The organism is Streptomyces sp. NPDC030838 (genome assembly GCF_055572035.1).
This window is the reverse complement of record NZ_JBVIED010000001.1, coordinates 677,057-697,078: the sequence shown is the minus strand read 5'-3', so window position 1 is coordinate 697,078 and position 20,022 is coordinate 677,057. Positions and strand designations below refer to the sequence as shown.

The following is a 20,022-nucleotide window of genomic DNA, read 5'->3' as shown; positions in this document are numbered from 1 at the left end:
GCGTCACCGAACCGCTTCAGCCGCAACGGCCCGAAACTGCTGAACCGTCCGCTCCCACCGATACCGCGCGGCACGATCACGCGCGGCCTTACCCATGATCTCCCGGCGCCGGCCCGACAGGGCCAACGTGCACCACGCCGCGGCAAAGGACGACTCCCCGTGCGCGAGCACACCCGTCTCCCCGTCCACGACGGAATCCCTCAACCCAGGCACGTCGAAGGCGACAACCGGCGTCTCCCGAGCAGCCGCTTCCGTGACGACGAGCCCCCAGCCCTCCACGGCCGACGGATGCAGCAACAGCCAGGCCGCGCACAGCAGCCGGTGCTTCTCCGCGTCGGAGACATGGCCGGTGAACTCGACGCCCGGACCGGCGAGCCGTTCCAGCCGCTCCCGTTCGGGCCCGTCCCCGACGACGACGAGCCGCCCGCCGGTGACCGGCCGCACCCGCTCCCACAGCCGCAGCAGCAGATCGATCCGCTTGTACTCGACGAGCCGGCCCACCGCCACGAACAACGGCTCCGGCGACCGGTCGGCGCGCGGCCCGGGGTCCTCGACCCCGTTGTGCACGACCCGGATACGCTCCCGCTCGACGCCGAGCGCGCGCAGCGCGTGGGCCGTCGACGGGGAGACGGCGACCAGCAGTCCGCGGGCCCGCGCCCCGGCCAGCGCCCAGTGTTCGAGTCTTCGGCCGATCCGGGCGGCGGGCGCGAGGGGGCCGCCGAACCGCATCTTCCACAGGTCGGTGTGGACATGGTTGACCAGGCACAGGGTCGGCCCGCGATGCCACAGGGGCGCGAGGTACGGCATGCCGTTGCAGACCTCCACCAGCAGATCCGTCTCTCCCACCTGGCGGGCGAAGGCGGACCGGGCGCGCAGATAGTGGTCGTAGGTGCCGCCCGCCGAGACGACGCGGTAGTCGCGGTAGGACGCGGGCCCGCCGCACAGCAGCGTGACCTCGTGGCCCAGCCGGGTCAGCCCCTCGGCGAGCCGGTCGACGAGCAGTTCGGAGCCCCCGGCGGCGGGATTGCCGAGGTCACGGTGGGCGAGGAAGACGATCCGGCGCGGGGGTGGGGGGAGCGCCGAAGGGTGGCGCTGCGGCGGCCTGGGGAGAGCTGCGCGCAGCGGGGGCACGTGCTGGGGCATGGGTGCTCCAACTCGTCTCGGGGTGCGGAACGCGGTGTGGGGGAAGGGGTGTTCCGGTGGGGCGTCGCGGCGGAGTGTTGCGGGGGGTGTTGCGGTAGGGCTTTGCCGGGAGGCGGTGGGTTTCCTGCGAAGCGTGCGTGGGGGCTGTGGACAGGCTGTGTCCGGGGTGGGTGGACAGTTTTGGCCCAGCGCATCGCCACGGCTACTCACGGGGATGACAATTTCGGCGGTTGTTATAGCTGACGTCACGTCATTTCGTGAGCCTCGTTCGGCACCTTCCCTTGACGCGGCGTCAACACCTTGTCGACACTGAGCAGCGACAGGCAGGGGCGGGACACCCGGGGTGGGACGACCTCCGGAGCATCTCCGGACTTCGGACCAGAGAGGCAGACCCCGCATGTCCAGACTGCTCGCCGCCACCCTCACCGTCGTGGCCGCCGCCGCGCTCGCCGTCGGTGCCGCGTTCGGCGTCGTCGCGCTGCTCGAAGCCACCCCTGACCAGCCCAACGCCCCGCTGATCACATACGAGGAAGCGGGCCGGGGGAGCCGGCCGTGACCGCTCACCCGGCGGCGACCGTCCCGCCCCGCTCGGCCTGGCACGACGTCCCCCGGCTCCAGGTGCGCCGGTTCGCCGCGATCGCCCTGGCCGAGGCGCCCGCCCTCGCGGAGGAGATCCTGCGGGAGATCCGCCGCGAGTACCCGCACCTGCCCGTCGTGCTCGACGAGAACGGCGAGCCCATGGCGCTGGTCGGCATCCGCCGGGCCATCGAGTCCTTCGTCCAGCACCTCGAACACGCCCATGACTCGGCGGGCCGCCCCACCGTGCCGCCCGGCGTCTTCGAGGACTTCGGCCGCGGCGAGGGCCTGAACGGCCGCAGCCTGGACTCCCTCCAGGCCATCTACCGGATGGGCGTACGCCTGGCCTGGCGCCGTTTCGCCGACATCGGCCAGCGCGTGGAGATCCCGCCGCCCGCGATGTACGAACTCGTCGACGCGGGCTACGAGTACCTCGACGGCCTCGTCGACCAGTCCGTGCGCGGCTACGCCGAGGCCGCCGCCCGCCAGGCCGGGGAACGGCTGCGCCACCAGCGCCGGCTGCTGGAGGTGCTGCTCGCCGAACGGCACCGCGACGACCCCGCCGACGCCCTCGTCGAACGGGCCGCGCGGATCGGCTGGCCGCTGCCGGAGAAGGTCGCCGTCGGCGTGCTGCTCCGCCCGGCCCGCGAGGCGGTCGCGCCCGCCGTCGCGGAGGGCGTGCTGCTCGACATGGAGTACGAGCGGCCCCGCATGGTCGTGCCCGAACCGGACGCCGCCGGCCGCCCCGAACTGCTGCACCGGGCGCTCACCGGCTGGGCGGGCGCCATCGGCCCGCCCGTACCGCTCGCCGAGGCCGCCAAGTCGCTCAGCTGGGCGGAGGCCGCCGTAGGCCTGATGGAGCGGAGACTGCTTCCCGCCGGAGAGGTGCTGTTCTGCACCGAGCACACCGAGGCGCTGGTGCTGCTCCAGCCCGAGGAGCTGATCGACGACCTCGCCGTACGCTGCCTCGCCCCGCTCGCCAACTGCGGCCCCGCCCACGGGCGGCGCCTCGCGGAGACCCTGCTGGCCTGGCTGGAGACGAGGGGCGGGGCGCCCGAAGTGGCCGCTCGGCTCGGCGTACATCCTCAAACCGTCCGCTATCGGTTACGCCAGATACGGGAGTTATGGGGCGACGGCATCGACGACCCCGACCGCCGCTTCGAACTGGAACTGGTCCTGCGCGCCCAGCGCCTGCGCGGCGAGATCGGCCGCACCGGCCCTCAGCCGCGCCGCGCCGCCCGCCCCACCGGCAGGCGCACGAGATCCCGCCCCACGACGACCCGCCCCGAGTAGCCCTTCTGCACCTTGGCGAGCCAGGTGGTGTCGGGCACGATATTGATCGCGCCGGGCACGAGATGACTGAGCACCAGCGTGCGCACCCCGGCCCGCTCGGCCAGCGGTCCCAGCCGACCGGCATCGGTGTGACTGATCTCCATGTGCCGCAACTGGGCGGGCTTGAGCCCGCCGAGCTTGAGCGTGGCGAGATCCATGACCTCGTGCACCAGGAGGTCGGCCCCTCTCGCCAGCCGCTCGACGTTTCCACAGGGGGCCGTGTCCCCGCTGAACACCACGGACCCGTCGGCGGTGTCGAACCGGAAAGCGAAGGACGGAAAGACCGGCGGATGCTCCACCAGCACGGCCGTCACCCGCACCCTCTCATCCCGCATCACCTCGAACGGCTTCATCGGCGGCGCCATCAGCCGGTCCGGCCCGGCCCCCTTGGGCATCCGGAACCGAATGTCATGGGGAACGATCAACTCCCGGATGTCCGGCCACCCCTCACTCCGCATCCGTACGTTGATGTCGTACGCCGTCCCCTGAATGTGCCGCCGCAGCAGCTCGGCGGTCCCGGGCGCCGGCGACGAGGGGCTCACGGTGTCCACGTCCCGCCCGGCCGGCCACACCTCCGGCAGCTCGCCCGCCGACCCCGGCCCGTACACGTGCACGGGCCCGCCCAGCGGCTGGAACCCGCCGAACCGCAGCCACAGCAGGGCGTACAGGTCGGCGAGGTGATCGGAGTGGAGATGGGTGATGAACACCGACCCGAGTTGCCCTGCGGTCAGCGCGGCCTCGCCGTACCGCCCGAACGCCCCGGGCCCGCAGTCCACCAGGTACACCCGCCCGTCCACGACCAGCGCGGACGAGATCCCCGCCCGTCCGAACATGGGCACGGGCCCGCCACTGGTGCCGAGCAGCACCAGCTCGGTCCGTGAGCCGCCCGTGGCCGCGGCGGGGGTGGGCCGCAGGGTCAGCGCGGCGGCGGTCAGTCCGGAGGCCGCGGCGGCGGTGCGGAGAACGGTACGACGGCTGGGCGAAGAGGCGGGGGCTGCGGCGGAATTGGGCATGGCGGATCCCGAGGGGTGAGGGGGCGTACGGACTGCGGGTACGCGGTGGGGACGCGTCGACAGGTGCTGTCTGCTGTTCTGCTTGCTGTTCTGCTGTTCTGCTGTTCCTGTCAGCAGTCAACGGCGCCGACGCCCCTCGGGCTTTGGTCTCACCGCCCAAACTCCGGGCGGTGTTTGGGATCGGCGTACATCATCGGACGCGATGCGCTAGGCAGTTCCGGCGGCGGGACCTACGCTCGCGTGAAGCCGTGGCTGCGTTCCACTTTCGCCACGTGCAGCGTGTAGCTCTGGTACCACTCGGCTCGCCCGCGCTGTTGCGCCGCGCGGTGCTCGGCGTTGGTCCGCCACTGCGTGAGGGCGTCGGCGTCGCGGAAGTAGCTGACGGTGATGCCCAGCCCGCCGGGAGTCTGCGCGTGGTCCATCCCCAGGTAGCCGGGGATCTCCTTCACCAGGTCTTCCAGGCGTGCGTCGGTCTCGCTGAAGCCGCTCTGGTCCTGGGTCCGCACCGTGGTGAAGACAGCCACGTAGTAGGGAGGTTCATAGGCCGCGACGGGCATGACGGGCACGACGGGCGCTTCCGAGCGCTTGCTCACGGCGCCACCGTGAGGCGGGATGTGCCGCCGCGCGTACACCTCTATTTCGATCTTCATCCGCGGGTCGGCGAGACCGCACATGAGCATCGTGGCGGCCGGCCGGACATCGCCGAAGTAGCGGCGCAGGACCGGCCAGCAGGGTTCGAAGTCCTCGCGGTCGGGCAGGAGGTAGCGCACGCGCACCACATCGGCGAGGGTGCACTTCGCCTCGGCCAGTGCGGCCTCGATGTTGCGCAGGCACTGCTCGGCCTGCTCCACCACATCGTCGGAGATCGTCATGGTGGCGTAGTCGAACCCGGTCGTCCCGGACACATGCACCCAGTCGCCGTCGACCACAGCACGGGCATAGCCGATCTGCTCCTCAAAGGCCGAGCCGCTGAGAATCGCACGTCGCTCTGTCATGCGCCGAACGCTAAAAGACCAGCACTGATACGTCTAATACGGCCACACGCATGACCTGATATCTCTGGGCGTATGGAGCGCCCCGAACTCCCCCTACCGCAGCTGCACGCCTTCGTCGTGCTCGCAGAGGAACTTCACTTCGGCCACGCGGCCGCCCGCCTGGGCATAGCCCAGCCGCCGCTGAGCCAGCAGATCCGCCGCCTGGAGGACAAGGTCGGCCACGCGCTGTTCACCCGCGCCCCAGGGCGCGTCACTCTCACGCCAGCCGGCAGCGAACTGCTGCCCGCCGCCCGGCGGGCGCTCACCGACCTCGCGGACGGCCTGGCCGCAGCCCGGGCCGTCGGCAGTGGCCGGGCCGGCTGCCTACGGATCGGCTTCGCCGCCTCCCTGGCCCTGACGATCCTGCCCGGCCTGCTGCGCACCTTCCGTCACCGGTCTCCCGGCGTGCACCTGGACATCCACGAGATGACCACCGCTCCGCAGATCGCCGCCCTGCACGACAAGACCATCGACATCGGTCTCCTGCGCGAACCCCCAGCCGACGAGCCAGAGCTCGGCTTCAGGACGGTACTCAGCGAGCCTTTCGTGGCCGTGCTGCCGTCCACCCATCCTCTGGCCACCCAACGGACCGTACAACTGGCACAGTTGGCGGACTCGCCCTTCGTGCTGCTCCCCCGCACGGTCGGCCCGCCCCTGCATGACCAGATCATCGGCCTGTGCACCGCGGCAGGGTTCACACCGCAGGTGGTCCAGCACGCGGTGGAGTGGCAAACCGTGTGCGCCCTCGTGGAAACCGGTCTGGGCGTCTCCCTGGCCCCGGCGAGCATCCGACGCATCCGTCTCAAGGGCGTCGCCTTCCGCAGGATCGAGCCCGGTACCGCCCGCACACGAGTGGCCGTCGCCTGGCGCGAGAACGACCATAATCCCCTGGTGACACGCCTGCTGGCGACCATCAGCCAAGATCCGCCGGACAGGCCCTAGCTCGGCTCGCTGGGGTGGGGTGCTCACCGAGCTGCCAGAAGAGCCGGTTGTCCAGGCATTGGGTCAGGTAAGGGACGCCATCGGTGTAACCCGATCCATGCGCGCTCCCGAGCATGCGCGCGGCGAGGCTTCGGTGGGTGGACTTCCAGCGCTGGTGCCTGTCCTCCAGCCGGCCGAGAGAGGCATCGAGGAGATTCCACTCGGCCTCGCCGAAACAAGCCTCGCGGCGGAGGTCGAGATATGCGCGCGCGACCGTGTCATGACCGTGTTCCTCCGCTTCGGCCTGTACGGCGGGCACACTCGTGAAGGCCGCCGACCGCAAACGCGGGGCGGGCGGGACGCCGCACAGAATCTCGAACCGTTTGTACTGTTCGGACTGAATGGCACTGGCGCCCTGAGTGAACTGCCGGAACTTGGAGAAATGCACCGGCCGCATTGTCGCGACCATCCGGAACAGCGCTGCTGCCCGGTCGAACAGGGCAGCAGCCTGATCTACATATTCAGCCGCTGCTGCCGGTCCGCTGGTGCGCAACGCGGCGATCGCCTCCCGCATATCCGTCGTGATCGCCGTGAAGAGCATTTCGTGGGCCTGAAGGGCGCGGATGAAGAAGTATTCGTCATGCAGCACGTACACGGGCTGGACCGTCACGTCGAACCAGCGGCCGGCCTTTGTCGCCGGGGGCCGCGGAAGGAGGTCGGCGATGTCTGCCCAGCGGGACAGAGACATGTGGTCCGCTCTGGACGACGTCATGTCATCGGCGTCCCATCCGCCGAGGTCGTGGGCCACGAATCGCAGAGCGTGACGCAGTCGCTTACGCAAGGTGACCGGCCCGGGCGGATCCCGGTCCTCGGCTGCCTGTGACGGGGCTGTCGCCTGGATCTCGAAGCGTACGACGTCGGATATGAGCAGGGTGGCCATGTGGTTCGGCCCCAGTCCGTGATCAGGTTCCTCCAGGAGGAGTTCCAGCAGCGGGAGGGCAACGTAGGTCCGATTCCAGTAACGCCCGTCGTGCTTGTCGAGCAGGCAATCGAGAAATGCCCGGAGGAAGGAGCGGTGGCCCGTGGCGTGGCGGCATCGAATATCACTGAGGCGAAGCAGGAGGGGCTGCGGCAGAAAATGCTTTCCGGTCCGTCGCACCTCTTCCGTGACCGTACGGGCCAGATGTATTCCGTCCATTTCCCCATTCGCCTCCTCGGTCCGGGGGCCTCACACCGTCCGAGTGAGGCAGAGGCTTTAAGTAGGCATGATCGAAACCCCTCACGTCATGGCTCGAATATTCGTGTCTTGACAATGCGCGGCCGCGGTGGTTGATCAGGCGGCGGCCTGTGGAGTGGCGCGCAGCGGCGCGAGCGCGGTGCTCCAGGCGACGATCTGGTCCAGCAGTGCGTCCAGGGCGGTGGCGCTGCGGTCGGCCGGCTTGAGGGTGGTGTAGTTCTCGAACTCGGTCATCAGGGACAGCGTGACCTGCCGGCCCACGGTGGCCATCTGCAGCGTGCCGCAGATCGCCCGTAGTTGTTCGGCCGCCCGGGCGCCGCCGAGGACGCCGTAGGAGACGAACCCGACCGCCTTGTTGTTCCATTCCGCGAAGAGGTAGTCAAGAGCGTTCTTGAGCACCCCGGGGGCGGAGCCGTTGTACTCGGGAGTGACCATGACGAACCCGTCGAACGAAGCGATCCTGGCCGCCCAGGCCCGCGTGTGCGCGTGCTGATAGTGACCGTGCATGGCCGCCTGCGGCTCGTCCAGGTGAGGCAGCGGGTGGTCACACAGATCGATCAGCTCGAACTCGGCGTCGGTGCGGCGCGACGCCGTGTCATGGACCCACTTGGCGACCTGTTCGCCGTTGCGCCCCGGGCGGGTGCTGCCAATGATGATGCCGATCCTGATCATGTTGTCCGGTTCTCCTGTCCTGTGTGTGGTGCGACGAATCCGTCAGCAGGCGTCCGTGCCGCGCGGGGGCACGGAGCCCGTCAGGGGACTCTCATCGAGGTACCGGATCTCGTAGACGCGTTCGGTGAACTTCCAGCCGTCCGGGGTGCGCCGGTAACGGTCGTGATAGATGGCGTAGTTCACCCCTGACCGGCCGTCGCGTCCGCGCCCGATCTCGGACATGTACGCACGGCCGGACGCGGTGTCGCCGTCGAGCCGGATCATGCCCGGATGGGTGTTCTGCACCAGGAAGTCCACGAGATCCGGCACCTTTCGGCCCCACGCGCGGATCTGCTCCTGGCCGGACATCTCGGCGGGGATGTCGGGCATCCGCCACACGCCGTCCGGTGTGAACAGCGACGCGACACGGTCGTAGTCGCGCATCATCGCCGCGTCGGTGAACTCACCGCGCAGCGCCTCGATCTCGACCCGGTCCGCGATCGCCTGAAAGTCGCTCATCGTTTGGTTTTCCTCTCTGCCACATCCACGGGGGATGCTGTGCCGGTCTCAGCGGTACGACGACGCAGCTCCCGGAAATGTCAGGTGAGACGCCGACCTCACATTCCGGCGCGTTGTCTCGTCGGTCCGGTGAGTGCAGATCCGGCCGACGCAGGGCAAGGGGAGGACCGTGACCACCGGAGACGATCAGAGCCTGGGCGCGATCATGAGCGAGCGGCGTCAGCTGATCAATCTCGCCTACCGGCTGCTGGGCTCCCTGGCCGAGGCAGAGGACGCCGTCCAGGAGACCTACGCCCGCTGGTACGCCATGTCCCGCGAACAGCAGGACGCCATCGAGTCCCCCGGCGCCTGGCTGACGAAGGTCGCGGGCCGCATCTGCCTCGACCTGCTCGGCTCGGCACGGGCCCGGCGCGAGCGATACGTAGGTGAATGGATCCCCGAGCCGCTGCCCGAACCCACCCAATGGACCACCGAGCCGGCAGGCGGCGCCACGGCCGACCCTGCCGACCGGGTGACCCTCGACGAGTCGGTCAACATGGCCTTTCTCGTCGTGCTCGAATCGATGACCCCGGCCGAACGCGTCGCGTTCATCCTGCACGACGTCTTCCGCTACTCCTTCGCCGAAGTCGCCGAGATCGTCGGCCGCACACCCGCGGCCTGCCGTCAGCTGGCCTCCTCCGCCCGCCGCCGCATCCGCTCCTCCCGGACGCCCGCGACCCCGGCGGCCCACCAGGCCGGCATCGTCAGGGACTTCGGACAGGCATGGCAGGCCAAGGACATCAATGCCCTCATCGGCCTTCTCGACCCCGACGCCACAGTGATCGCCGACGGCGGCGGCCTCACCAGAGCCTCACTCCACCCCATCGAAGGCGGCGAGCGGATCGCGCACTACCTGACCGACCTCGCCGCGAGCGCCTCCGACTCCCTGACCGTCGTGGAGCGCACGGTCAACGGCCGGCCCGGCCTGGTCGCTCAGCAGGACGGCCGCACCGTGGCGGTCTACGCGTTCGACATCGCGGGCGATCAGATCACCCACATCTGGGCCGTACTCAATCCCGAAAAGCTCCGCCTCTGGACAACGGGCTGACCCGCGGCCGGCCGCCACGCAGTGCGCGGCCGAGCTCGATCATCGAGTCGTACTGCAGAACGGGTTCCGCAGGCAGACTGACGAGTCAGCGAACCTTGCTCTTCGTTCCGACGCCTTCGAGTCCGGTCGGTGTTCCGCCTGGGGCAAACGAGCGGTGGAAGGTGAAGGCGTACGGCGCGGAGCCGTATTCGTGGAGGTGCTCCAGCCTGGAAACCCCGTCCTGCCAGGTAGGTATCGCGCCGTCGGCGACCCACCAGAACACGTAACTCGGGTGTCCTGTCCGCTCGAACCAGTCGTAACGCCTGTTGAGCGCCACGCGGTGCAGACCGGTGTAGATGGCATCGAAGGCGGATCGCAGGTCGCTCCAGAGTGAGAGGGTCGCGGCCAGGGCGGTGGTTTCCGCACTGAGGCCTTTGCCGTACCAGGCCGGAACAACAAACTCTCCCCATTCACCCCAGTCCGCATCGAAGAGTACGCCCTGGATGTGGTGTGCCGGTTCAGCATGAGCGATGTATCCGGGGTGCCGGCGGATCTCCCGGTAAACGGCCTCACCGCTCTCGTAGAACTCCCGCACAAGAGGTGCGGGATCGGTGAGGGGTAACTTCAGGACGCCGAACGTGTAGAGAGCAAGATGGGGCATTCGTATCTCCCTGGCCGAGTGGGCCTGATCGACTCAGCCTGATGGAACTCCTATGCGACTGCGGGCGCCGCCGAATGGCAGGTGACGATAGCCACCTCCGCAGACTCTGTCGAAGTTGCGTTTTCCCTCTTCAAGTGGCCTCTCGCAGAGGCCTGCCGCCGACGTTTGGTACGTCCCCGGGACTGCACCTCGGCGATCATCGACGTGTCCTCCGTCGTCAGGGTTTGTCCGGCGGTCCCAGCAGGCGGGTGATTTCCAGGGCCAGGCGGATGTCCAGGGGGTCCGGGTCCAGGGGGCGGCCCAGGAGTTGGGTTGCGCGGCGGACTCGGTAGGTGACCGTGTTGCGGGCGATGAAGAGGCGTTCGGCGGCGCTCTGCGGGCTGCGGCCTTCGGCGAGGTAGACGCGGAGGGTTTCGCGGAGTTCGGCTACCCGGGGGTTGTCCGCGGACAGAGGGCCCAGGACTCCCGCGGCGTACCAGCGGGCGTGTTCGGGGTCCGCGGTCAGGAGGGCGGCCGTGCCGACGTCGGCGTAGTCGCAGAGCCAGCCGGTGTGGCCCAGGCGGGCCATCCGTTCGGCCTCGCGGGCGCCGCGGTGGCTGCGGCGGAAGCCCTCGGGGCCGTAGGCGACGGGGCCCACGGCCACCTTGAGCGGTTTGCGTTCGGGGAGCAGGCGGGGGAGGCGGGTCAGGGCGTCCCGGGGTGGGCGTGCCGGCCAGCTGGTCCAGGCCCACAGCTCCGTGCCGCCCGCCGCCACCGTCAGGAGGGCCTCGGCGCCCGCCGCTCGGGACAGGTTGGTGGCCAGCAGGCGTAACGCCCGGTCCGAGGAGTCGGGAATGGCGGAGGTGATGATGAACGCGGCGTGGTGGCGGGCCAGGTCGTAGCCGAGGGTGCGGGCCGCGACCGCGCTGCCGCCGACCGGGCGGCCGGCGAGCAGGTCGTCGACGATGCGGCGGCGGGCCGCCTCGGTGCTGCGCCGCCAGCGGTCGCGTTCGGCGACGTACTCCTCGGCGAGGCGGCTGGCCTGTACGTCGGCGTAGATGAAGAGGAGTTCGCTGATCCGGTGGGTTTCCTGGGTGCGGGTCTCCTCCGGTTCGCGGTTCAGGGCCTCCATCAGGCGTCCGTGCAGGTGGGCGTGGCCCAGTCGGACGCCCCGGAGCACGCGGTCCAACGGGACGTTCCTCCGGGCCAGTTCGGCGTTGCCCGCGACCGCCTCCGGTGGGACCAGTTCGGCGGTCGGCGAGGGTTCGGTGAGCAGGCCTCGTAGTGCGGTCAGGACCGTCGCCTCCACCGCGCGGTGGAAGGGCGGGAACGCGCCGGGGGTGCCGTGCTCCGGCACCTGGTGGACGATTTCTGTTGCCATGTCTCTGGCAACCTGGATCGCCCAGCCGACCGGGCCCCGCCCGAGCTCCGCCTCCGCCGCCGCCAGTGTCTCGGGTGGGCAGGCGGCTTCCGGGGGCACGCCCTCGGGGGCGAGGCGCAGGAGCCAGGCCTGGGCGGCGGAGTCCGCGGTCGTCGTCATGTCGTCGAGTAGAGCAGTGTGTTGTCGAGTTGAGCAGAGGGGGGCGATGGGAGGCGGAAGCGCCCCGGGCGGCCTCAGGGGGTGGGCCGGGCCCGGGGCGCGGTCAGGGACGGGCGTCCGCCAGGCCTCGTCAGGGGCGGGCGCCCGCCAGGCCCCTGGAGCGCAGCACCCGGCGCTCCAAGGGGGCGAAGAGGAGAAGGTCGACGGCGACGCCTACGACCAGGATCTCCCCGATGGTGGCGAGGACCAGGGCCATGTCCTGGTACGAGCGGGCGTTCTCCAGGAGCTGGCCCAGGCCCAGACCCAGCTCCGGCGAGCTGGCGATGAGTTCGGCCGCCATCAGCGAGCGCCAGGAGAACGCCCAGCCCTGTTTGAGGCCCGACAGGTAGCCGGGCAGGGCGGCCGGCAGGAGGATGTGGCGGACGCGGGCGGCCCCGGTGGCGCCCAGTACCCGGCCCGCGCGCAGGTACAGCGGCGGCACCTGGTCCACGCCCGCCAGCAGCCCGTTCGCGATGGACGGTACGGCGCCGAGCAGGACGACGGCGTAGATCGTGGCGTCGGTCAGGCCGAACCACACCACCGCGGCCGGCACCCACGCCACCGACGGCAGCGACTGCAGGCCGGACAGCACCGGGCCGAGCGCGACGCGTACGGGACGTACCGCGCCCAGCAGCAGGCCCAGCGCGGTGCCGATCAGCACGGCGGCGGCGAAGCCGAGTGCGCCGCGTTCCATGCTGGTCCAGACGGTGGAGAACAGGGTGCCCTCGTACCACTGGTCCGACAAGGCTCCCCACACGTCCGCCGGCGCGGGCAGCAGGTAGTCCGGCTTCAGCTCCGCCTCGTACGCCGCCTGCCACAGCAGGAGCACGGCCACCACGGCCACCACGGGCGGTAGCACCCGCTGCCGCAGGATCCGCCGCAGCGGGAGGCGGCCGGCGCCCGAGGGTGCGCTGTCCAGCGCGTCCAGGCCCGCTCCGACCGCCGCGGTCTCGGCGCCGCCCTGTGCCTTGGTCGTGATCGTGTCACCGGCGCCCATGGCGGCGTATCTCCTCCCGCAGGGCGTCGGTGACCTGGGCCGTCAGCGCGGCCTCCGGGGTGCCGGGGTCGGCGGCCCACTCGCGGACCACCCGGCCGGGGCGCGACGACAGCAGCACCACCCGCTGGCCGAGCCGGACCGCCTCGCGCACGTTGTGGGTGACGAACACGACCGAGAGCTTGTTCTCCGACCAGATCCGGGTCAGCTCCTCGTGCAGCACATCGCGGGTGATCGCGTCGAGCGCGGCGAACGGCTCGTCCATCAGCAGCACGTCCGCGTCCTGCGCGAGGGCCCGCGCCAGCGCCACCCGCTGGCGCATACCGCCGGACAGCTCGTGGACGCGTTTGCCGTACGCGTCCTTCAGCCGCACCAGCTCCAGCAGCCGCCGTGCCTCCTCCGGCCGCTCCCGCCGGGGCACCCCGCGCAGCCGCAGGGCGAGTTCGACGTTCCGTCCGGCCGTCAGCCACGGGAAGAGGGCGTGGTCCTGGAACATCAGCGCGGCCCGCCGCCCGCCGGGCACGTCGATGGCCCCGGCGGACGGCCGGTCCAGGTCCGCGACCAGGTTCAGCAGAGTGGACTTGCCGCACCCGGAGGCGCCGAGGACGCACAGGAACTCGCCGCGGTCCAGGGTCAGGCTGATGTCGTCGAGGACGGTCTGGCGCCGGCCGCCGTTGTCGAACCACTTGGAGACATGGGTGAGGCGTACGGCGGGAGGCTCCGCCCCGGCCGGGGCGAGCGCGGGGCGAGCCGGTGCGCCGGCCCGCAGCACCGTTTCTGACATGTGATCAAATCCTTTGCTTCATCGGGAGCCGGTGGTCTTGAGCCGGTGGTCTTGAGCCGGTGACTGGAGCCCTTGTCAGGTGCCGTCCGGTACGCCGAGGCCCACGTCGTCCACCGCCGGTTCGCCCCGCTGGGCGCGCACCCGGTTGAGCACGCGCAGGTCGAAGATGCCGCGCAGGGCCGTGGAATCGCCGCCCAGCAGGCCCAGCCGGTCCGCCCGGCCGGCCTCCTCGGCGAGGGTCGCGGCGAGCGGGTCGGCGGTGAGGCGGACGTTCCGCCAGGCCGCGTCGAGGACCTCCGGCGGCAGCGGTCTGCCGGTCGCCGCCTCGATGGCCGCGTTGACGCCGGCCTTGCCCTCGCGGGGACTGCGTGCCAGCCACCGGTTGGTCTCCAGCGCACCGCGCAGCACGGCCTCCACCACGTCCGGGTGGTCGTCGAGGAACGACTGGGAGACCACCACCAGCGCGGTGACGAACGCCCCGTCCCGCCACAGATCCGCCTCGTCGACGAGCACGCGCCCGCCCGCCGCGACCAGCTGCGCGGCCACCGGTTCCGGCACCCACGCGCCGTCGATCGCGCCGCGCCGGAAACTCGTCGGGATCTCCTTGGAGGACTGGCGTACGACGGTGACGTCGCCGCGCCCGGTGCGCGGGTCGACGTCCCAGCCCTGCTCGCGGATCCAGTGCAGCAGGGCCACGTCCTGGGTGTTGCCCGCCTCCGGGGTGGCGATCCTCAGGCCCCGGATGTCGGTGCCGCGCACGTCGGCGTCCTTGTCGACGACCAGCGAGACCCCGCCGGACGCGGCGCCCGACACGATCCGCAGCGAGCGGCCCCCGGAGCGGAGGTAGCCGTTGACGGCGGGCGACGGACCCATCCAGGCGATGTCGACCGCGCCCGCGTTCAACGCCTCCAGCGCCGACGGGCCGCCGTTGAAGATCTGGGTGCGCAGCCGGGTGCCGCCCAGCTCCTTGGTGAAGAAGCCCTTCTGGACCCCGGCCAGCGGGGTGGCGTGGGTGACGTTGGCGAAGTACCCGAGCGTGACCGACTCCGCCGACAGCGGCGGCCCGCTGCCGACGGCCGGCGCGGCCGCCGTCTTCGGTGCCCGCGACCCGTAGCCGCAGCCGGCCACCCCGAGCACCAGGAGCAGCAGGAGCACAGGTGTCAGGACAGCACGCGTGCGCTCACTCAGGCGCATGGGCCGTGCCGATCATGCCCGCGGTGAGGGTGGCGCCGTCGGCCGGGTCGATCAGGACGAAGGAACCGGTGCGGCGGCTGTCCTCGTAGCGGTCGTACGCCAGTGGCTCGGCGGTGCGCAGTTCGATCCGGCCGATGTCGTTCAGGTCCAGATGCCCGGCACCGCCGATCCGGCGGACCACCGCGCGCACCGTCCGCGTGGTGTGCCGCAGCAGGACGTGGTCGCCGGGGCGCAGCGGCTTCTCGTGCAGGTGGCACGCGGCCGCCGTGACGTCCCGCGCCATCGTCGGGAGCGCTCCCGACGGCACGATGACGTCGCCTCGGGAGACGTCCAGGTCGTCGGCGAGCCGCAGCGCCCCCGACTGGGGTGCGCCGATCCGGTCGGCGGGGGTGCCCAGCAGGTCGATGCCGGTGACGGTGGTGGTGCGGCCGGACGGCAGTACGGTCACCTCGTCGCCGGTCCGCAGCACGCCCGCGGCGAGCTGACCGGCGTACAGGCGGACGTCCCCGGACCGGATGACGTACTGCACCGGGAAGCGCGCCCCCACCCCGGACGTCTCCTCGGCGACCGGCACGGTCTCCAGGTGCGCGAGGACCGTCGGGCCGCCGTACCAGTCCATCCGGGTGGACGGCTCGACGACGTTGTCACCGGCGAGCGCGGAGATCGGGATCGCGGTGACGTCGGGGATGCCCAGGCCGGCGGCCAGGCGGGCGAACTCCGCGGCGATCTCCGCGAACACCGGCTCCTCGTAGCCGACCAGGTCCATCTTGTTCACCGCCAGCACCACGTGCGGCACCCGCAGCAGCGCCGCCACCGCCGCGTGCCGCCGGGTCTGCTCGACCACGCCCTTGCGGGCGTCGACGAGGATCACGGTCAGCTCGGCGGTGGAGGCGCCGGTGACCATGTTGCGGGTGTACTGCACATGGCCCGGGGTGTCGGCGAGGATGAACCGGCGGCGCGGGGTGGCGAAGTAGCGGTAGGCGACGTCGATGGTGATGCCCTGCTCGCGTTCGGCGCGCAGGCCGTCCGTCAGCAGCGCCAGGTCGGGCGTGCCCTGCCGGGACACGGACTCCAGCTGGTCGGCGAGGACCGACTTGGAGTCGTGCAGCAGGCGTCCGACGAGGGTGGACTTGCCGTCGTCGACCGAGCCCGCGGTGGCCCAGCGCAGCAGGTCCGGCTCGGCCGCCGGGCCGGTGGGGGACACGGCACGGTCCTGGGTGAGGTGGGGCATGGGATTCGGGTGTCCCTCCTGTACGGCGGCCGCGGCCCCGGTGGTCAGCCGGGACCTGGCCTCCTGGAAGATGCCGCGCATCATGAGGGCGGCGGTGACATGCGGGGGGTGGCCGAAGGCCGACAGGTCTGCCGTCATGTCAGAAGTACCCCTCGCGTTTGCGGTCCTCCATGGCGGCCTCGGAGAGCCGGTCGTCGGCGCGGGTGGCGCCGCGTTCGGTGAGCCGGGACGCGGTGATCTCGGCGATCACCGCGTCGACGTCGGCCGCCTCGGAGAGCACCGCGCCGGTGCAGGACATGTCGCCGACGGTCCGGTAGCGCACCCGGCGCCTCTCCACCGGCTCGCCCTCCTTCGGGCCGCCCCACTCGCCGGGGGCCAGCCACATCCCGGAGCGCAGGAACACCTCCCGCTCGTGGGCGAAGTAGATCGACGGCAGCTCGATCCGCTCGCGGGCGATGTACTGCCACACGTCCAGCTCGGTCCAGTTGGAGAGCGGGAAGACGCGGACGTGTTCGCCCGGCAGGTGGCGGCCGTTGTAGAGCTGCCACAGCTCCGGGCGCTGGCGCCGCGGGTCCCAGGTGCCGAACTCGTCGCGCAGCGAGAACACCCGTTCCTTGGCGCGGGCCTTCTCCTCGTCGCGCCGCCCGCCGCCGAACACCGCGTCGAAGCCGCCGCCGGTGATGGCCTCCAGCAGGGGCAGCGTCTGCAGCGGGTTGCGCGTGCCGTCGGGGCGTTCGCGCAGCACACCGCGGTCGATGTAGTCCTGTACGGAGGCCACATGGAGCCGTAGCCCATGTGCGGCCACCACACGGTCGCGGTAGTCCAGCACCTCGGGGAAGTTGTGCCCGGTGTCCACGTGCAGCAGCGCGAACGGCAGCGGCGCCGGCGCGAACGCCTTCAGCGCCAGATGCAGCATGACCACCGAGTCCTTGCCGCCGGAGAACAGCAGCACCGGCTTCTCGAACTCCCCGGCCACCTCCCGGAAGATGTGGACGGCCTCCGACTCCAGGACGTCGGTGTGTGTGAGGAAGCCCGCGGCGGCCGTCACAGCAGCCCCCGTTCCGCCATCAGCGCGTGCAGGGTGTCCACCGACTCGGCCACGGACTGGAGCTGGGTCTCCACCCGGGCGTCCGGCGCCTGCGGCGGCTCGTACGGGTCGTCGACGCCGGTCAGCCCGGAGAGCCGGCCGGCGCGGGCCTGTGCGTACAGGCCCTTCACGTCGCGGACCGCGCACACCTGGAGCGGGGTGGCGACGTGCACCTCCAGATACGGGGTGCCGCTCGCCTCGTGCCGTTTGCGCACCGCCTCGCGGCTGTCGGCGTACGGCGCGATCACCGGGACCAGGACGAGGATGCCGTTGCGGGCCAGCACCTCCGCGACCAGCCCGATGCGCTGCACGTTGGTGTCCCGGTCCTCGCGGGTGAAGCCGAGGCCCGCGCTGAGGAAGGTGCGGATCTCGTCGCCGTCCAGCACCTCGACCCGGTGTCCTTCGCGGGTGAGGCGGCTGGCCAGCGCCTGCGCGAGCGTGGTCTTGCCGGAGCTGGGCAGCCCGGTCAGCCAGACCGTGGCGCCCTGGGTGGGCGGAGTCCTCATGCGCCGCTCCTCACGGTCGAGGCCGTCGTACCGGCCTGGGGCACCACACCGTGCGCGGCGAGCACGGAGAACCCGGCGGCGCACGCCTGGTCCAGCTCCTCGCGCTCGGCGTCGGGCAGATCGCGCCAGGTGGAGGAGGGTGCGCCCACCTTGGCCGCGGCCCGGCTCTCCCAGTCGGCGTCCACGAAGTCCGGGCCGAGGAACTCGGCGATCCGGTGCAGCTGCTCGCCGGGCTCGGCGAGCAGGTCCTCGTACCAGACGTGCAGCACGTTCTCCTGCGGCAGCGCGGACATCGCCTCCATGCCGCGCTTCATCTCGTCGGCCCAGTAGGTGCCGAACAGCGACACCGGCAGCCGGTAGTCGCGCACCGCCTCGGCGTCGAAACGTTCCGGCAGGAACGGCAGCAGCTCCTCCGGTACGAAGCCCAGGTCGCGCTCGGTGTCGCCGGCCGGCTCCTCGGCGTACGGGTCGTGGCCCAGGGTGAGGTGCAGGGCCATCACCACCGCGGCCATCCGGAAGCCGTTGTGGCGGCTCATCGACAGCGCGGTGTCCCGGCCGTCGCGCACGATGTGCAGATAGCGGGCGTCGGGGAAGTGCTCGCGGAACTGCCCGGCGAGGATCAGCGAGCCGCCGCTGCGCTCGGCCCACAGGGTCTTGCCGAACCGGGCGCACAGCCAGGAGAACAGCCGCGCGTAGTGCTCGCCGATGCCCGCCTCCGGGAACTCGGCGACGGCCGCGCCGAGTTCGTCGTACAGCTCGTCGGGGGTGTCGGTGAGGTGCGGCAGGGTGGTCAGCAGGACGGCCGGGATGCCGGTGTCGGCCTGGAAGCGGGTGGCCGGCGACGGGCGGTAGAGGACTTCCTTGGGGGCCAGTCCGTTGGCGGTCAGCAGACGGTTGACGGTGTTGCGGGAGGACAGGACCCCCCAGAACTCCTCGGCCGTGACCGGGCCTTCGGGGAAGACCCGGGCGGTGAGCCGGTACATGTCCGTGAGGTGGTTGAAGAGCTCCGACAGGCTGAGCACCTTCGGGTGCTCGCGCAGCAGCTCGGAGACGAGCGTCGAGCCGCAGCGTCCGGTGCCGGTGACGAAGACCTGGCCCGGCTGGGTCGGGTTGGGCATGGCGCAGCTGTTCCTTCCGTGCGTCCGTCGGTCGGGCGTGGAGGGTGTTGCTCGGTCGGCTCGGTCAGGAGGAACGGCGCAGCAGGGCCGCGTACAGGGTCAGGCCGGGGCCGAAGGCCATGGCGACCACCGGGCCGTCGGTGCGGGGCAGGCGCTGCAACACCATCAGGACGGTGGGGGAGGAACAGTTGCCGCACTCGTCGAGGACGCCGTACGAGGCGTCCAGGGCGTCGGCCGGCAGGTTCAGCCGCTCGCCGACGACCTCCAGGATGCGCTTGCCGCCGGGGTGCACCGCCCAGCCGGTGACCTCCTCGGGGGTGAGCCCGTGCGGGGCGAGCAGCTGGTCGCGGACCACCTCGCCGACGTACTGCCCGAGCACATCCGGCACCTTGGGCGACAGGCCCATCTTGAAGCCGAGGTCGGTGATCTGCCAGCTCATGTGGTCGGCGGTGGAGTGGTCGGTGACCGCGACGACGTCGATCACCTCGTAGCCGCTGCCCGCGTCGGGCTCCAGGACGACCGCGGCGGCGGCGTCCGCGAACAGCGCGTGCGCCACGATCTGTTCGATGTCCTTGGAGGGCGGCTGGACGTGCAGCGAGGTGAGTTCGAGGCAGAGCAGCACGGCCGGCTTGCCGCGGGAGGCGACGAAGTCGGAGACCGCGCCCAGCGAGGGGACGGCGGCGTAGCAGCCCATGTGGCCGATGAACAGCCGCTGGACCCTGCTGCTCATGCCGAGTTCGTCGGCGAGCCGTAAGTCCAGGCCGGGCGTGGTGTAGCCGGTACAGGACGCCACCGCCAGCAGGCCGACGTCCTGCGGGGCGAGGCCGGCCGACTCCAGGGCCTGGGAGACGGTGCGCTTGCCGAGCGGGACGGCCTCCTCGATGTAGCGCTCCATCCGCTGCCCGGTGCTCCACCGGGAGACTTCCTTCTCGGCACGCGGGTCGACGGCCGTGGAGCGGGAACTGATTCCGGAATTCTGGAATATCCGGCGGGCCAGCGGAAAGCCGTCGTAGTGCTCGTGGAAAAAGTCCTGCCACAGCTCGTCCTGGCTGCTCCGGGTGCCCGGAAATGAATGGGCCGAGCCGGTGATGACGGGCCGGGCGGCGGCGCGCAGACCGCGCGGAGCAGGGGCAATCTTTTCTTCGATGTGCATGCGTGATCCCTTTTCTTCGGGCGTGGAAAACAGCCGCAGGAGGGTAGGAGGGGAATCGTGCATGAAGGCGCGAAAACAGCGCCTGGAAAACCCGATGCCGCGCGACTTTGCGCAGGTCAGATCGGGTGGTCGAGGTTTCGTACCCTCAGTCAAACACAGGTTCTCCGGTGGAATCAAATATTCCGGAGGTAATTTCCTTGACGGAAACAACGGACGGCTTGAAAATGACGGCCCGCCTCCCGGT

The 20,022-nt window shown here is 71.0% G+C and carries 20 protein-coding genes and 1 pseudogene; 4 read left to right on the top strand and 17 right to left on the bottom strand.

Translation table 11 applies throughout. The features are described 5' to 3' along the window. Positions 1-3: 3 nt before the first annotated feature. Complete coding sequence (locus tag ACZ42A_RS03150) at positions 4-1,143, bottom strand: glycosyltransferase family 4 protein (protein WP_468525390.1); 1,140 nt, start codon at positions 1,141-1,143, stop codon at positions 4-6. Between the two features lie 397 nt (positions 1,144-1,540). Here ACZ42A_RS03150 and ACZ42A_RS03145 point away from each other — a divergent pair, with 397 nt between their 5' ends. Together ACZ42A_RS03145 and ACZ42A_RS03140 are read left to right on the top strand one after the other, a co-directional pair. Beyond that, positions 1,541-1,699 carry a hypothetical protein gene (locus ACZ42A_RS03145; protein WP_468525389.1) on the top strand — a complete coding sequence of 53 codons (159 nt, stop codon included), beginning with the start codon at positions 1,541-1,543 and terminating at the stop codon, positions 1,697-1,699. Then, on the top strand, positions 1,696-3,012 hold the full coding sequence (locus ACZ42A_RS03140; RefSeq protein ID WP_468525388.1) for a PucR family transcriptional regulator: 1,317 nt from the start codon (positions 1,696-1,698) through the stop codon (positions 3,010-3,012). Before ACZ42A_RS03145 ends, ACZ42A_RS03140 begins: the two co-directional genes overlap by 4 nt. On the opposite strand, the gene ACZ42A_RS03135 is transcribed toward ACZ42A_RS03140, so the two are convergent. The 3 genes and pseudogenes from ACZ42A_RS03135 to ACZ42A_RS03125 form a co-directional block, all read right to left on the bottom strand. After that, the gene (locus tag ACZ42A_RS03135) at positions 2,940-4,064 is read right to left on the bottom strand and encodes an MBL fold metallo-hydrolase (RefSeq protein WP_468525387.1); all 1,125 of its coding nucleotides are present in this window, start codon (positions 4,062-4,064) and stop codon (positions 2,940-2,942) included. The genes ACZ42A_RS03140 and ACZ42A_RS03135 overlap by 73 nt on opposite strands. 230 nt (positions 4,065-4,294) lie before the next feature. Next, positions 4,295-4,621: an antibiotic biosynthesis monooxygenase family protein gene (locus tag ACZ42A_RS03130; RefSeq protein WP_468526121.1), complete on the bottom strand. Its 327-nt coding sequence runs from the start codon at positions 4,619-4,621 to the stop codon at positions 4,295-4,297. Positions 4,622-4,744: 123 nt separating this feature from the next. Next, a pseudogene (locus ACZ42A_RS03125) lies at positions 4,745-5,059 on the bottom strand (RidA family protein); the annotation flags it as partial. Between the two features lie 72 nt (positions 5,060-5,131). Here ACZ42A_RS03125 and ACZ42A_RS03120 point away from each other — a divergent pair. Beyond that, positions 5,132-6,040 carry a LysR family transcriptional regulator gene (locus ACZ42A_RS03120; protein ID WP_468525386.1) on the top strand — a complete coding sequence of 303 codons (909 nt, stop codon included), beginning with the start codon at positions 5,132-5,134 and terminating at the stop codon, positions 6,038-6,040. Here the strand turns inward: ACZ42A_RS03120 and ACZ42A_RS03115 are convergent. The 3 genes from ACZ42A_RS03115 to ACZ42A_RS03105 form a co-directional block, all read right to left on the bottom strand. Then, positions 6,012-7,217, bottom strand: a complete 1,206-nt coding sequence (locus tag ACZ42A_RS03115) for a tryptophan 2,3-dioxygenase family protein (protein WP_468525385.1) — start codon at positions 7,215-7,217, stop codon at positions 6,012-6,014. The genes ACZ42A_RS03120 and ACZ42A_RS03115 overlap by 29 nt on opposite strands. A 135-nt stretch (positions 7,218-7,352) precedes the next feature. Continuing rightward, positions 7,353-7,928 (bottom strand): NADPH-dependent FMN reductase, encoded by a 576-nt coding sequence (locus tag ACZ42A_RS03110; protein ID WP_468525384.1) that lies wholly within the window; start codon positions 7,926-7,928, stop codon positions 7,353-7,355. A 42-nt stretch (positions 7,929-7,970) separates the two neighbouring features. Next, positions 7,971-8,426 carry a nuclear transport factor 2 family protein gene (locus ACZ42A_RS03105; protein ID WP_468525383.1) on the bottom strand — a complete coding sequence of 152 codons (456 nt, stop codon included), beginning with the start codon at positions 8,424-8,426 and terminating at the stop codon, positions 7,971-7,973. Between the two features lie 205 nt (positions 8,427-8,631). Between ACZ42A_RS03105 and sigJ the strand changes: the two genes are divergently transcribed. Continuing rightward, positions 8,632-9,513 (top strand): RNA polymerase sigma factor SigJ, encoded by an 882-nt coding sequence (gene sigJ / locus ACZ42A_RS03100; RefSeq protein WP_468526120.1) that lies wholly within the window; start codon positions 8,632-8,634, stop codon positions 9,511-9,513. A gap of 85 nt (positions 9,514-9,598) precedes the next feature. On the opposite strand, the gene ACZ42A_RS03095 is transcribed toward sigJ, so the two are convergent. The 10 genes from ACZ42A_RS03095 to ACZ42A_RS03050 form a co-directional block, all read right to left on the bottom strand. Beyond that, positions 9,599-10,153 (bottom strand): DUF3291 domain-containing protein, encoded by a 555-nt coding sequence (locus tag ACZ42A_RS03095; protein ID WP_468525382.1) that lies wholly within the window; start codon positions 10,151-10,153, stop codon positions 9,599-9,601. Between the two features lie 217 nt (positions 10,154-10,370). Further along, positions 10,371-11,672: a PucR family transcriptional regulator gene (locus ACZ42A_RS03090; RefSeq protein ID WP_468525381.1), complete on the bottom strand. Its 1,302-nt coding sequence runs from the start codon at positions 11,670-11,672 to the stop codon at positions 10,371-10,373. A 130-nt stretch (positions 11,673-11,802) separates the two neighbouring features. Further along, positions 11,803-12,708 carry an ABC transporter permease gene (locus tag ACZ42A_RS03085; protein ID WP_468525380.1) on the bottom strand — a complete coding sequence of 302 codons (906 nt, stop codon included), beginning with the start codon at positions 12,706-12,708 and terminating at the stop codon, positions 11,803-11,805. Further along, the gene (locus tag ACZ42A_RS03080; protein WP_468525379.1) at positions 12,695-13,489 is read right to left on the bottom strand and encodes an ABC transporter ATP-binding protein; all 795 of its coding nucleotides are present in this window, start codon (positions 13,487-13,489) and stop codon (positions 12,695-12,697) included. Before ACZ42A_RS03080 ends, ACZ42A_RS03085 begins: the two co-directional genes overlap by 14 nt. A gap of 75 nt (positions 13,490-13,564) precedes the next feature. Then, complete coding sequence (locus ACZ42A_RS03075) at positions 13,565-14,683, bottom strand: ABC transporter substrate-binding protein (protein ID WP_468525378.1); 1,119 nt, start codon at positions 14,681-14,683, stop codon at positions 13,565-13,567. Further along, positions 14,670-15,914 (bottom strand): sulfate adenylyltransferase subunit 1, encoded by a 1,245-nt coding sequence (locus ACZ42A_RS03070; RefSeq protein WP_468526119.1) that lies wholly within the window; start codon positions 15,912-15,914, stop codon positions 14,670-14,672. The genes ACZ42A_RS03075 and ACZ42A_RS03070 overlap by 14 nt, the downstream gene beginning before the upstream one ends. Positions 15,915-16,053: 139 nt before the next feature. Next, on the bottom strand, positions 16,054-16,962 hold the full coding sequence (gene cysD / locus ACZ42A_RS03065; protein WP_468525377.1) for a sulfate adenylyltransferase subunit CysD: 909 nt from the start codon (positions 16,960-16,962) through the stop codon (positions 16,054-16,056). Continuing rightward, a complete protein-coding gene (gene cysC, locus ACZ42A_RS03060; protein ID WP_468525376.1) occupies positions 16,959-17,507 on the bottom strand; it encodes an adenylyl-sulfate kinase in 549 nt (182 codons plus the stop codon). Before cysC ends, cysD begins: the two co-directional genes overlap by 4 nt. Then, positions 17,504-18,625: a sulfotransferase family protein gene (locus ACZ42A_RS03055; RefSeq protein ID WP_468525375.1), complete on the bottom strand. Its 1,122-nt coding sequence runs from the start codon at positions 18,623-18,625 to the stop codon at positions 17,504-17,506. Before ACZ42A_RS03055 ends, cysC begins: the two co-directional genes overlap by 4 nt. A 64-nt stretch (positions 18,626-18,689) precedes the next feature. Then, positions 18,690-19,778, bottom strand: coding sequence for a type III polyketide synthase (locus ACZ42A_RS03050; protein ID WP_468525374.1), 1,089 nt, complete (start codon positions 19,776-19,778; stop codon positions 18,690-18,692). Between the last annotated feature and the right edge of the window lie 244 nt (positions 19,779-20,022).

Bases quoted from the DNA above. Each gene is read 5' to 3' on its own strand.
- ACZ42A_RS03150 (WP_468525390.1), bottom strand. From the start codon at position 1,143: ATGCCCCAGCACGTGCCCCCGCTGCGCGCAGCTCTCCCCAGGCCGCCG.
- ACZ42A_RS03145 (WP_468525389.1), top strand. From the start codon at position 1,541: ATGTCCAGACTGCTCGCCGCCACCCTCACCGTCGTGGCCGCCGCCGCG.
- ACZ42A_RS03135 (WP_468525387.1), bottom strand. From the start codon at position 4,064: ATGCCCAATTCCGCCGCAGCCCCCGCCTCTTCGCCCAGCCGTCGTACC.
- ACZ42A_RS03130 (WP_468526121.1), bottom strand. From the start codon at position 4,621: ATGCCCGTCGCGGCCTATGAACCTCCCTACTACGTGGCTGTCTTCACC.
- ACZ42A_RS03120 (WP_468525386.1), top strand. From the start codon at position 5,132: ATGGAGCGCCCCGAACTCCCCCTACCGCAGCTGCACGCCTTCGTCGTG.
- ACZ42A_RS03115 (WP_468525385.1), bottom strand. From the start codon at position 7,217: ATGGACGGAATACATCTGGCCCGTACGGTCACGGAAGAGGTGCGACGG.
- ACZ42A_RS03110 (WP_468525384.1), bottom strand. From the start codon at position 7,928: ATGATCAGGATCGGCATCATCATTGGCAGCACCCGCCCGGGGCGCAAC.
- ACZ42A_RS03105 (WP_468525383.1), bottom strand. From the start codon at position 8,426: ATGAGCGACTTTCAGGCGATCGCGGACCGGGTCGAGATCGAGGCGCTG.
- sigJ (WP_468526120.1), top strand. From the start codon at position 8,632: ATGAGCGAGCGGCGTCAGCTGATCAATCTCGCCTACCGGCTGCTGGGC.
- ACZ42A_RS03095 (WP_468525382.1), bottom strand. From the start codon at position 10,153: ATGCCCCATCTTGCTCTCTACACGTTCGGCGTCCTGAAGTTACCCCTC.
- ACZ42A_RS03090 (WP_468525381.1), bottom strand. From the start codon at position 11,672: ATGACGACGACCGCGGACTCCGCCGCCCAGGCCTGGCTCCTGCGCCTC.
- ACZ42A_RS03085 (WP_468525380.1), bottom strand. From the start codon at position 12,708: ATGGGCGCCGGTGACACGATCACGACCAAGGCACAGGGCGGCGCCGAG.
- ACZ42A_RS03080 (WP_468525379.1), bottom strand. From the start codon at position 13,489: ATGTCAGAAACGGTGCTGCGGGCCGGCGCACCGGCTCGCCCCGCGCTC.
- ACZ42A_RS03075 (WP_468525378.1), bottom strand. From the start codon at position 14,683: ATGCGCCTGAGTGAGCGCACGCGTGCTGTCCTGACACCTGTGCTCCTG.
- ACZ42A_RS03070 (WP_468526119.1), bottom strand. From the start codon at position 15,914: ATGCCCCACCTCACCCAGGACCGTGCCGTGTCCCCCACCGGCCCGGCG.
- cysC (WP_468525376.1), bottom strand. From the start codon at position 17,507: ATGAGGACTCCGCCCACCCAGGGCGCCACGGTCTGGCTGACCGGGCTG.
- ACZ42A_RS03055 (WP_468525375.1), bottom strand. From the start codon at position 18,625: ATGCCCAACCCGACCCAGCCGGGCCAGGTCTTCGTCACCGGCACCGGA.
- ACZ42A_RS03050 (WP_468525374.1), bottom strand. From the start codon at position 19,778: ATGCACATCGAAGAAAAGATTGCCCCTGCTCCGCGCGGTCTGCGCGCC.